The sequence below is a fragment of the Flavobacterium sp. genome (assembly GCF_025352015.1).
Lineage (GTDB): Bacteria > Bacteroidota > Bacteroidia > Flavobacteriales > Flavobacteriaceae > Flavobacterium.
The window spans coordinates 1-11,607 of the sequence record NZ_JANXUG010000051.1 but is presented as its reverse complement, the minus strand read 5'-3'; the positions used below and the strand labels follow the sequence as shown (position 1 = coordinate 11,607).

The following is an 11,607-nucleotide window of genomic DNA, read 5'->3' as shown; positions in this document are numbered from 1 at the left end:
TTCATTTTTGGATTAAAAAAGAGCAAAAAGAAGTTAAATTCCCCTTAAAAATATCGTTCTGTAATGTAAATGACATTTCGATTGCAACAACAAATACTATCTTTGTTGATGAAGATAAGCTACTATTTCCTCTCGAAATTAGAAAATGGCAGGAGGGAGATTGGTTTTATCCACACGGAATGGAAGGGAAAAAGAAATTGAGTAAATTTTTTAAAGACGAAAAATTTTCAATCATAGATAAATCAAATGCATGGCTTTTATGTTCTGATAATCAAATTGTTTGGGTTATTGGAAAAAGAATAGACGAACGATTTAAAGTTACAATAGGGACAACAAAAATTTTAAAAATAAATTATACAGCCTAATGAAGAAAGTACTAATTTTTCTTGTGAGTTTTTTGGCTTTAGCCAACATAGATGCCCAGATCATAAAGCCAGTAAAATGGTCAACTAAAGTGGACAAAATTTCAGCTACCGAATTTAATTTGGTAATGAAAGGGAAAATCGATGAAGGTTGGCATTTATATTCGCAATTTACACCAAGTGGTGGCTCATTGCCCGCCGAATTTAAATTTGAAAATACAAAAGGGAACTACGATTTAGTGGGAAAAACAAAAGAAAGTGTTTATAAAAAAGCGTTTAATGATGTTTTTGGTGTCGATGAATATTACTTTGAAAAGCAAGTCACTTTTACTCAAAAAGTAAAAATTAGTAACGCTAAACTCACCCTTATAAAAGCAAAAATAGATTACCAAGTTTGTAAACAATCGTGCATCAATGACAACAAAGATTTTGTTTTTGAAATTCCAGCAAACACCTCAATCACCGTAATACCTGCTGTTGACTCCTCAAAAATAAGCACTGTGGCTATTACAAAAAAAGTTATTAAAGAGCCAAATCAAGTTGTTGAAATTCCAGTAAAAGAAGCTAAAAAAGGACTTTGGATGATTTTCTTTTTAGCCTTTCTTGGTGGTTTAGCAGCCTTACTTACTCCATGTGTTTTTCCGATGATTCCCATGACCGTTAGTTTCTTCACCAAGCAAAGTAAAAATCCTGCTCAAGGAAAAAGAAATGCGCTGCTTTACGGAATTTCTATCATTGCCATTTATGTGGTTTTAGGATTGGTTATTACCACTATTTTTGGTGCCGATGCTTTGAATGCTTTGTCAACCAATCCGTGGTTTAATGTGCTTTTTTTCATTCTTTTAGTAGTTTTTGCCGCATCATTTCTTGGTGCTTTTGAAATTATGCTGCCAAATTCTTGGGCAAACAAAGTCGATAGACAAGCCGATAGAGGAGGAATTATTGGAATTCTTTTTATGGCATTGGCTTTAGCCATTGTTTCTTTTTCTTGCACAGGACCTATTGTTGGAACATTATTGGTTGAATCTGCTTCTAAAGGTGGAATTGCGCCCATCGTTGGAATGCTTGGTTTTTCAACTGCTTTGGCATTACCTTTTATGCTTTTTGCGATGTTTCCTAGCTGGTTACATTCTTTGCCAAAATCGGGCGGTTGGTTGAACACCGTGAAAGTATCGTTAGGTTTTTTAGAATTGGCTTTAGCCTTTAAATTTTTATCCAATGCCGATTTGGTGTTGCAATTACATCTATTAGAGAGAGAAGTTTTCCTTGCCATTTGGATTGCTATTTTTGGAACTTGGGCACTGTATTTATTAGGAAAAATAATGACGCCACACGACAGTCCTCTTACTCACATTTCGGTGGGAAGATTGTCATTAGGAGTACTCGTTTTAGCATTCACAATTTATATGATTCCGGGATTATTTGGTGCGCCTTTAAAATTAATTAGTGCTTTTCCGCCACCACAAACGTATAGTGAAAGTCCAATGGGATTTTTCGGAACTAGTTCAGTTGTATCAAAAAACGGCTTGCCAAACGGATCAGAAATTGGACCCCACGGATTGACCGTTTTTAAAGATTATGAAACTGGTTTGGCGTACGCCAAAAAAGTAAACAAACCTGTAATGCTCGATTTTACAGGTTATGCTTGTGTGAATTGCCGTAAGATGGAAAACAATGTTTGGTCTGACGAAAAAGTCCTAAATGTTTTAAAGAATGATGTGGTTTTAATTTCTTTGTATGTTGACGATAAAAGAGAATTGCCCAAAAGGGAACAAAACATTTCAAAAATAACAGGAAACGAAATCACTAGCATTGGTGATAAATGGACGGAGTTTATCATCACAAAATATAAAACCAACACGCAACCGTTTTATGTTTTAACAGATTTAAAAGAACAAAAACTAAATGTGCCAATAAGTTATACACCCAGCATTGAAGCGTATCTTGCTTGGCTAAAAGAAGGGATTTCAAAGTTTAAATGACAAAAACGTTTCTTATTTGAAAAGGATTTTTATCCTAAAATTTCGGAGACTTCATTTTTTAGATAGCTTAAAGCAATGGTACTCGCAGATTGACCATCCAAGAGATTACTCAAAATCTTTTCACGTAATTCATCAGCATTGCTCACGGTTTCATCCAAAGTAGTTTTTCTAATATTTTGAATAATGGTGTTTTTTGCCGTCAAAAGCATCGTCCAGAGTGCATCAGTAACATAGACTTGTTGCGTAATGTTGTGCTCATATTCCTGCTCAATGTGTTGAATCAGTAGGTTTTGATAATCTAATTTATTGTTATTTAGAGGAGCAACTCTAATCAATAATTTAGTTGGATTTATGCGTTCTAAAAACAACGCTAAGCGCTCATAGGCTTGCAATCGCAGGGGGAAAGACTGTTTTTGATTTTCTTTTTGAATTAACCACCTACGCGTGTTTTGTTGGTCTTTGAAATAACTATCAAACAAATAATAAGCTACACCGCCAGTAATTAATGAGGGAACAGTATACATTAATAATTCTAAAATTTTATCCGTATTCATAACATTTTTTTTATTCAAAAATTTAGACAAATATAGCAGAATAACCCCAAATTTGAAGTCTAGAATTCCTAATTTGAAGTCTTGAACCCCAAATTTGACGTTAAGAACTTCAACTTTAACGTAGACAACTCCAAAATCGACGTCTTGAACCGCAAATTTGGGGTCAGGAACCCCAAATTATACGTTTGCAACCCCAAATTATATGTTGGGAACTTAGCATTTGATATAAAGAACGCCAAGTTTATGGTTGACAACCCAAAATTAGACCTTTTTAACTGTTGATAATTAGCAACAAATAGGGTTGGAATTCAGGTTTAGTAACGTTAAATTTGTCCAAATCCATAGTAAACTTTTCACCGACTTTTATAATGCATCACTACATTTCTCAACTCAACGAAGCCCAACAAGAACCTGTTTTACAAAAAGACGGACCCATGATTATAATTGCTGGTGCGGGATCTGGTAAAACGCGTGTACTTACCGTTCGTATTTCCTATTTGATGAGTTTAGGAGTGGATGCCTTCAATATTTTGGCGTTAACTTTTACGAACAAGGCGGCGCGCGAAATGAAAAAACGTATCGCTGACATTGTAGGTAGCAACGAAGCCAAAAATCTTTGGATGGGCACATTTCACTCGGTTTTTGCACGAATTTTAAGAAGCGAAGCCGATAAATTGGGGTATCCCTCTAACTTCACGATTTATGACACGCAAGACAGCGTTCGACTGCTATCGGCAATTATCAAAGAAATGCAATTGGATAAAGATATTTATAAACCCAAGCAAATTTTGGGCAGAATTTCATCCTACAAAAACTCACTTATTACTGTAAAAGCTTACTTCAACAATCCCGAGCTACAAGAAGCCGATGCCATGAGCAAAAAACCACGTTTGGGCGAAATATATCAGAATTATGTAGAACGATGTTTTAAAGCTGGTGCTATGGATTTTGACGATTTATTATTGAAAACCAATGAACTTCTAAACCGTTTTCCAGAAGTTCTGGCAAAATACCAAGATAGATTTCGATACATTTTAGTCGATGAGTATCAAGATACCAATCATTCTCAATATTTAATTGTGCGTGCTTTGAGTGATCGATTTCAAAATATATGTGTCGTTGGTGATGATGCACAAAGTATTTATGCGTTTCGAGGTGCTAATATTAATAACATTCTCAACTTCCAAAAGGATTACGAAAATGTAAAAACCTATCGGTTAGAACAAAACTATCGTTCTACCAAAAATATTGTGGAAGCCGCCAATTCGATTATTGATAAGAATAAGACCAAGTTGGATAAAGTGGTTTGGACTGCCAACGATTATGGTTCCAAAATAAAAATCCATCGTAGTATTACTGATGGCGAGGAAGGAAGGTTTGTTGCCGCAGAAATCTTTGAGCAAAAAATGCGCAACCAAATGCTCAACGGACAATTTGCTATTTTATACCGCACCAATGCGCAATCAAGAGCCATGGAAGATGCATTGCGCAAGCGTGATATTCCGTATCGAATTTATGGTGGTTTGTCTTTCTATCAACGCAAGGAAATCAAAGATGTTTTGTGTTATTTGCGTTTGGTTATCAATCCAAAAGATGAAGAAGCCTTAATTCGTGTCATCAATTATCCATCACGTGGAATTGGAGACACTACGATTGAAAAACTTACGGTTGCCGCAAATCATTACAAGCGTTCGGTTTTTGAAGTGATGGAAAACATTGATAAGATTGATTTGAAACTAAACGTGGGAACCAAGCAAAAACTGGAAGACTTTGTCACTATGATTAAAAGTTTTCAAGTCATCAACAATCAGCAAGATGCCTTTGTTTTGACCGAACATGTTGCCAAAAAAACAGGATTAATTCAGGAACTTAAAAAAGATGGAACGCCAGAGGGCATTGCCCGTATAGAGAATATAGAAACCTTAATGGGAGGTATTAAAGATTTCATCGAAGGACAAACCGAAATTGATGGTGCGCGTGGGGCATTATCTGAATTTTTAGAAGATGTGGCATTGGCTACCGATTTAGACAAAGATACCGGAGATGACGATAGAGTGGCGCTGATGACGATTCACCTCGCAAAAGGATTAGAATTCCCGTATGTTTTTGTGGTAGGAATGGAAGAAGATTTGTTCCCAAGTGCCATGAGTTTGAACACCCGGAGCGATCTAGAAGAAGAACGCCGTTTGTTTTACGTAGCCTTAACTCGTGCAGAGCATCAAGCCTATTTGACTTATGCACAATCACGTTACCGTTGGGGAAAATTGACCGATGCCGAGCCTTCGCGTTTTATTGAGGAAATCAATGAGGAATATCTGGAGTATATAAACCCAGTGAATAATGGAGGTTACAAATATAAATCAACTATTGATTTGGATATTTTTGGTGATGTTGATAAATCAAAATTGCGTTTATCTAAACCCGAAGCAGGAATACCTCCAAAAAAATATGGGGAAGAATCAGGAACTGATTTGAATATTCGTAAACTGAAACCGGTAGTCAATGCATCAAGCAATACCAATTTGTTTGACAACAAATTAACCATTGGAAATACTGTAATTCATGAACGCTTTGGAAAAGGACAAATTATAAATATGGAAGGTGCTGGAGCAGATAAAAAAGCCGAAATCAAGTTTGAAGTAGGCGGAATCAAAAAGCTGTTGCTGCGATTTGCAAAATTGGATGTGATCGGATAAAAATAAAATATGGAAAAATTAAAATCTAATTGGAAATCTGTAATTTACTGGTTTATTGTAATGACCATAATGAATATTTATATACTTCCAAAATTTATAAATCATGAACCAATTACAAGTAAAAGGGCAATAATTGGTGTTGTAGTTTCACTTGTAGCTTCGTTAATAATGGGTTTATTGATTACCCCAAAATCAGCTAATAAATAACAAAAAATGACCGAATTTATAAAAATATACGAAGACAATCCCAATGAAGCAGCTATCAAAAAAGTTGTAGCTGTTTTACGCAACGGAGGTTTGGTTATTTATCCAACAGATACCGTTTATGGTTTGGGTTGCGATATTACCAATACTAAAGCCCTAGAACGTATTGCAAAAATAAAAGGTATTAAGCTAGAAAAAGCCAATTTTTCCTTTGTATGTAGTGATTTGAGTAATATTTCTGATTATGTCAAGCAAATAGACACCGCTACATTTAAGTTACTTAAACGCGCTTTGCCAGGACCTTATACTTTTATTTTGCCAGGAAATAACGATCTGCCTAAAGAATTTCGAAAAAAGAAAACCGTTGGTATACGTGTACCCGATAATGCTATTGCCATCGAAATTGTAAAAATGTTGGGTAATCCGATTGTATCTACCTCAATTCACGATGAGGACGAAGTATTAGAATATTCGACCGATCCTGAATTGATTTTTGAGAAATGGCAAAACAAAATAGATTTGGTTATTGACGGTGGTTATGGCGATAATATTCCTTCAACGATTATAGATGTATCTGGTTATGAACCCGTCGTAGTAAGAGAAGGTAAAGGAAGTTTGGATATTTTATAAATCGAGCTTATAATAAACACCGAATTCAACAAAAAAAGTTTGTTTTAATTCACGTTCGATTTTGGTAGTAGAATTATAAGTAACCACATTTATAACACTGTTATTAAGTGAAGTTGTTCTTACTGTTGTTGTAGTGATAGTGTTTTTTGGAATAACGTAAGTAGGTGTTACAAAAAAAACAAACTGATTCGTTTCATAACTCATAGGTAATGAAAATTCATAATCCATAAGTGTAAAACGATTATTGTCAACAGTTGTAACAGAATTTATAATTGTTGATTTTTTCCTTCCATTTTTTCTGTTAAAATAGCCTTCGTAATAATTTAAAGTACTCCAATTTATATCAAATGCAGGAGCTATTTTGAACTCATCGTCATTATTTTCTACACTAAATTCTTTTAGCAATTCAAGATTCAATGCAAAATCAGTTTTTTGTGAAATTACGGCATCGCCTTCAACAAATAATTCTATAAATTTAAGATCATAATCTACATTTATACCAAAATTCCATCTAATATCTGAACTTAAAGCAGTACTAGATTTGTCGTAAAAAGTTCTGTTGGCTAACAAACTAACCGCAAATTTTTTATTAAATTCATGGACATAGTTCAAATCAAGAGAAAAGAAATCAAATCGACGTTGTTTAGCAGCATTTAAATAATATCCCGAAAAACTTGCATTCAACCCTTTTTTATTAAAATAGCCTATCAAAGGAGTTATATAAGGACTTGTGATAGAGTCTCTTCTTCCGTTATAAATATAATTTGTTAAATAACTCGTAGAAAATTTTAAATACGATTTTTTTGCAATACTGTCCTTCATATCATATTTTAAACTATCTTCTATTTCATTGTTTTTAATTTGAGCAGATAAGTTGGAGTGCAAAAACGAAATGATTGTAATACATTTTAGTAGATTTTTGGTAGTTGAAAATCTCATAGATTATTTATTAGATATTATGATTTTTTATTATTTTTCACTTATTGGGCTTCCTGTCCACTCCGTATTATTCTGAAGTACTTCCCCTTTCATAACCAGCGATAAATCGCCAATAGTTATATCATCTTTTATTTCGGTATTGTATAAAATAATAGTCCGACTTCCAACAGTTACTCTATTGCCAATTTTTACTTTTCCAATTTTCATTACTCGATCTTCAAATAAATGCGTTTGTGCGCCACAATCCTCATTCAAAGCACAATCATTACCAATAGAAACCATATCATATTCTGTAAAATCAGCTGTATTTAAGAACACTCGTTTGCCAATGGTTACCCCAAACAATCGTAAAAAAACCGGTAACCAAGGTGTGCCTTTTAAATATTCTAATACAAATGGAGCACTTAAAGCCTCGTAAGTAGCGGTAACCATTTCACTTTTCCAAACCTGAAAACTCCACATCGGATGACTATTTTCTTTATATTTTCCGATGAGAATCCATTTCATAAGAAGTGGCACAACTAATACAGGAATTCCAATAAAAAACAAATAGTAAAAAGGCAACATCAATATAATTTTAACTACAGTTTCATTGTACAACAATTCACTGGCATAGGCAATAAAATATATACTACTTATTAGCACTACCGTTTGTGGAAGAATAATTCGGATAAATTCTATAATTGCTCTTGAAAAAAACATTTTCCTAGATGGAAAAAACGTTTTTGAAGGGTCGAATAACTGACTGTCTTGTCTTTTTGGAATTCCAATTGCTGGTGAACCAAACCAATCGTTGAATGCCTCTTTGTCTAGTTGTTCTTTGGTAGGAGGAACACTTAAAACACCAATTAACATGTTACTTTTTAATTCATATCCTTGAGGAATTAAGGCACTATTACCCACAAAACTATTGTCACCAATGCTTGTTTTTTCTAAAATTAATCGTTGTCCTCGAACATCATATTCCCCTAAAGTAACCGCATCAGCAATAAAGGATTGATTACCAATTTCAAGTAAAGGATGGGTTACGTTACTTGCAGTAGATATTTCAGTATTATTTCCTACTTTGGCACCAAGAGCGCGAAAATATTTTGAAATAAATATAGTTGCATACATGGGATGCAATATTATCAATGACAGTGAATTTAATTGTTCGACAAACCATTTTTTTACATAAACCTTACCATAAACAGGATACACTCCGGGTTTTATATCTTTTTGAAGTAATCGACAAATAATTATATTTAAAGTAGCAAACATCAAAATATATATAGTACTTAATAAGGGAGTTATCCATAAATAGTAAAACTCAAATTCACCAGCCGCATTATCCATTTTAGTTATAGCAATAATGGTAGGGATTAAAGGAATAAGTATAAAAACGGGAAACAATAATAACAATAATGAATAAATAAATTTATGATAAAAGAGTTGTTTCTTAGTAACTGCTAATGGACTTTGAAAATCTTTTTCGTTTCTTGTTTCAATTAATTTTGAGGGACTTCCTTTCCATATTTCGGCATAATTAATGGTTTTTCCATTTTCTAGAAGACTCAAATCTTGCAGTTCACCCCAATCTTTTATACTAGTGTTTCCTTCTAAAACGGCACTAGTTCCTATGTAAGCATGATTTCCGATAGTAATTTTAGATAAAATAAAATAGCCATTTTCGATGGTGGCATTATCTAAAACTACGTTAGAACTGATACTAACATCTTTCATTATGGTTACTAAATCTTCGGCTCCAATAGCCATGGAACTTAATTGTGCATCGTCTTCTATGGTTACTCCCAATAATTTTAAATAGATAGGATATAGAGGTGTTCCGTTTAAAAATTGCGTCGGAACAATTTTTTGAAAAGTTGTCACAAACCACCATCTAAAATAGTAACTCCCCCAAAGCGGATATTTTCCCTCTTTATATTTTCCGATAACAATCCATTTTACGACAATTCCTAATCCGATAAAAAATGGAGGAATGATACAAAACATTACAAATGCAATAATGGCGGAAATTAAATGACTTTCTTTTTCTAATAAAGTGAAATAATAAGCCAAATAGGGAATAAAGATTTCGGAGGCTAATAATCCGAAAATTAACGCTAAAGAAAAGGTTTGCGCCAACCAGCAGCAATAATAATTCCAGTTTGAAACTTTCGTAAATTCTTTTTTGGGTTTAGATTCTTTTTTAACTTCAACTTCCCATTTTTTTAGCAATGTTGCTAATGGTCTGTACTGATAGACATCTTTTAGGGAGGCATGTGTTACTTTTGCTTCGTCACGCATTTTGCTCACAAAAGAAGCTGCTAAAAGCGAATGTCCTCCTAAATCGGTAAAGAAGTCATCGGTTAATTTAATTTCTTCTTTTATAAAAATATTTTTTAAAATTTTAATCGTTTTAGTTTCAATCGAATCTGATTCCGATATGTTATTTTCAGTAGACGTATTCGCAAAATAATTATTGGGTGTAGGTAATTTTTTTCGGTCAATTTTACCACTCGACAGTCTTGGTAATTCGTCTAATTTTAGTATGGTTAAAGGAACCATATACGAGGGCAACTTTAGCGCTAATTGATTTTTTATAAATACTTCTTCAAAAACAAAATCTTTACTAACGACAACATATCCAGTCAATTGCTCTTGGTCGTTTGCATCGGTTTTTAAAGCAACTGCCGCCTGAAGAATGCCAATTTGTTCATTCAATAAACTTTCAATTTCTCCTAATTCGATTCGAAATCCTCTTAATTTAACTTGACTATCAATGCGACCCACAAAGTGAATGTTTTGATTTTCATCCATAAAAGTGGCATCCCCAGATCTATAAATCATTGTACCCGGCAAAGATTTTAAGGAATCATTTTTCGGAAGAAACTTTTCTTTAGTCAAAGCTTCTAAATTTAAATATCCATTACTGACTCCAATTCCAGATACAATTAATTCACCAGTTTGTCCGATTGCTACTGGATTCATATTTTCATCAACAACTGCCAATCCGTAATTAGGAAGTGGCTTGCCAATGGTTATGGCGTCGCCCTTTTCTAGCTTGGCAAAAGTGGCACTTACTGTAGTTTCAGTTGGACCATACGAATTATAAAAGTCGCGACTTTCTTTTGCCCATTTGTTTAAAACTTGTGGTGTACAGGCTTCACCACCAGCATTTATGATTCGTAATTTAGGCAAATCAATAGGCTCCATAACTGCCAACAAACTGGGAACGGCATGAAGCACCGTAATTTCGTTTTCTAATAAAATAGTACTTAGTTCATCTATTGATTTAGAAGTAACGTTGTCAGCAATCCATAATGATGCCCCTACGAGATAACTTACCCAAGTTTCTTCGCACCACATATCAAAAGACACCGAGAAACCTTGATACACTTTATCATTTTCATTGACTTGTATCAATGAATTTTCAGAACGAATCAAATGGCAAATATTTCGGTTTGTAATCGGAATTCCCTTTGGTTTGCCTGTACTTCCAGAGGTAAAGAGCACATATGCATAGGTATCAGGATCTTGATTTACAGTTTCTAAAACGGTATTTGTTCCTTCTTCAAACACAATTTCATTAACAACAACACAAGAATGATTAAAAGCACGAGAAGTAATAATGATATTAGATTGTATGTCTTGCATAACCGACAATACACGTTCTTCGGGCATGTCGTAATCTAACGGAACATAGGTGCCACCACACTTTAATATGGCTAATATTGCCACATGCAGTTCGAAACCTCGTTCCCACCAAACTAGGCAGGGATTTCCATTTTTCAACCCTTTGGATTGAAGTAAATAAGCTAAGTTCGTAGACCATTCATCTACTATTTTATAACTTATTTGTTTGCCGTTAAAGTATAGTGCTATTTTGTTTGGATATTTTTGAACCGTATTTTTAAATATAGTAACTAAAGTTTCTTCTCTGAAAAAATCTTGACGTTCTTCGCCAACAATCAAACTTAATTCTTGCATAAATATATTTAAGTTATATAGACTATCTTTAATTAATATGGTTTAATTGTAATATTTAACCCGTTTTGTGTAATTATTAATAGCAAAATAAATTGATTAAATATTGGTCAAGATACTGAAATTCAGTATCTTGAAGTTGCAAAACAAACCAATATTCATGTCAAATATAGTGAAAAATTATTATAGAGTTTTAGAAGTTATAAGTTCTTTGAATTGTGAGTCAGAATATAAATTAAGTATTGGCAGCAAACAAAAAATGTCTGATTTAGAG

8 protein-coding genes are annotated in these 11,607 nt (G+C 33.7%); 5 read left to right on the top strand and 3 right to left on the bottom strand.

The genetic code is table 11. The annotated features are described in order from the left end of the window. Positions 1-365 (top strand): tRNA lysidine(34) synthetase TilS (tilS, locus tag Q0Q96_RS05395; protein WP_293872211.1); only part of this gene is annotated, 365 nt, incomplete at its 5' end. After that, positions 365-2,344 (top strand): thioredoxin family protein, encoded by a 1,980-nt coding sequence (locus Q0Q96_RS05390; RefSeq protein WP_293872210.1) that lies wholly within the window; start codon positions 365-367, stop codon positions 2,342-2,344. The genes tilS and Q0Q96_RS05390, both read left to right, overlap by 1 nt. Positions 2,345-2,373: 29 nt before the next feature. Here Q0Q96_RS05390 and Q0Q96_RS05385 read toward each other — a convergent pair whose 3' ends face one another. Next, entirely contained in the window at positions 2,374-2,898 is a 525-nt protein-coding gene (locus tag Q0Q96_RS05385) for a hypothetical protein (protein ID WP_293872209.1), read from the bottom strand. Between the two features lie 368 nt (positions 2,899-3,266). Between Q0Q96_RS05385 and Q0Q96_RS05380 the strand changes: the two genes are divergently transcribed. From Q0Q96_RS05380 to Q0Q96_RS05370, 3 genes are read left to right on the top strand one after another with little or no spacing between them, the layout of a single operon-like run. Next, positions 3,267-5,594: a UvrD-helicase domain-containing protein gene (locus tag Q0Q96_RS05380; RefSeq protein ID WP_293872208.1), complete on the top strand. Its 2,328-nt coding sequence runs from the start codon at positions 3,267-3,269 to the stop codon at positions 5,592-5,594. Positions 5,595-5,603: 9 nt separating this feature from the next. After that, positions 5,604-5,801, top strand: a complete 198-nt coding sequence (locus Q0Q96_RS05375) for a hypothetical protein (protein ID WP_293872207.1) — start codon at positions 5,604-5,606, stop codon at positions 5,799-5,801. A gap of 6 nt (positions 5,802-5,807) precedes the next feature. Next, positions 5,808-6,428 (top strand): L-threonylcarbamoyladenylate synthase, encoded by a 621-nt coding sequence (locus Q0Q96_RS05370; RefSeq protein ID WP_293872206.1) that lies wholly within the window; start codon positions 5,808-5,810, stop codon positions 6,426-6,428. Here Q0Q96_RS05370 and Q0Q96_RS05365 read toward each other — a convergent pair. Continuing rightward, on the bottom strand, positions 6,423-7,367 hold the full coding sequence (locus Q0Q96_RS05365) for a hypothetical protein (protein ID WP_293872205.1): 945 nt from the start codon (positions 7,365-7,367) through the stop codon (positions 6,423-6,425). The two genes, Q0Q96_RS05370 and Q0Q96_RS05365, sit on opposite strands and share 6 nt — an antisense overlap. Positions 7,368-7,397: 30 nt before the next feature. Continuing rightward, a complete protein-coding gene (locus tag Q0Q96_RS05360; RefSeq protein ID WP_293872204.1) occupies positions 7,398-11,336 on the bottom strand; it encodes a Pls/PosA family non-ribosomal peptide synthetase in 3,939 nt (1,312 codons plus the stop codon). Between the last annotated feature and the right edge of the window lie 271 nt (positions 11,337-11,607).

Coding starts and splice junctions, on each gene's coding strand:
- Q0Q96_RS05390 (WP_293872210.1), top strand. CDS start 365: ATGAAGAAAGTACTAATTTTTCTTGTGAGTTTTTTGGCTTTAGCCAAC.
- Q0Q96_RS05385 (WP_293872209.1), bottom strand. CDS start 2,898: ATGAATACGGATAAAATTTTAGAATTATTAATGTATACTGTTCCCTCA.
- Q0Q96_RS05380 (WP_293872208.1), top strand. CDS start 3,267: ATGCATCACTACATTTCTCAACTCAACGAAGCCCAACAAGAACCTGTT.
- Q0Q96_RS05375 (WP_293872207.1), top strand. CDS start 5,604: ATGGAAAAATTAAAATCTAATTGGAAATCTGTAATTTACTGGTTTATT.
- Q0Q96_RS05370 (WP_293872206.1), top strand. CDS start 5,808: ATGACCGAATTTATAAAAATATACGAAGACAATCCCAATGAAGCAGCT.
- Q0Q96_RS05365 (WP_293872205.1), bottom strand. CDS start 7,367: ATGAGATTTTCAACTACCAAAAATCTACTAAAATGTATTACAATCATT.
- Q0Q96_RS05360 (WP_293872204.1), bottom strand. CDS start 11,336: ATGCAAGAATTAAGTTTGATTGTTGGCGAAGAACGTCAAGATTTTTTC.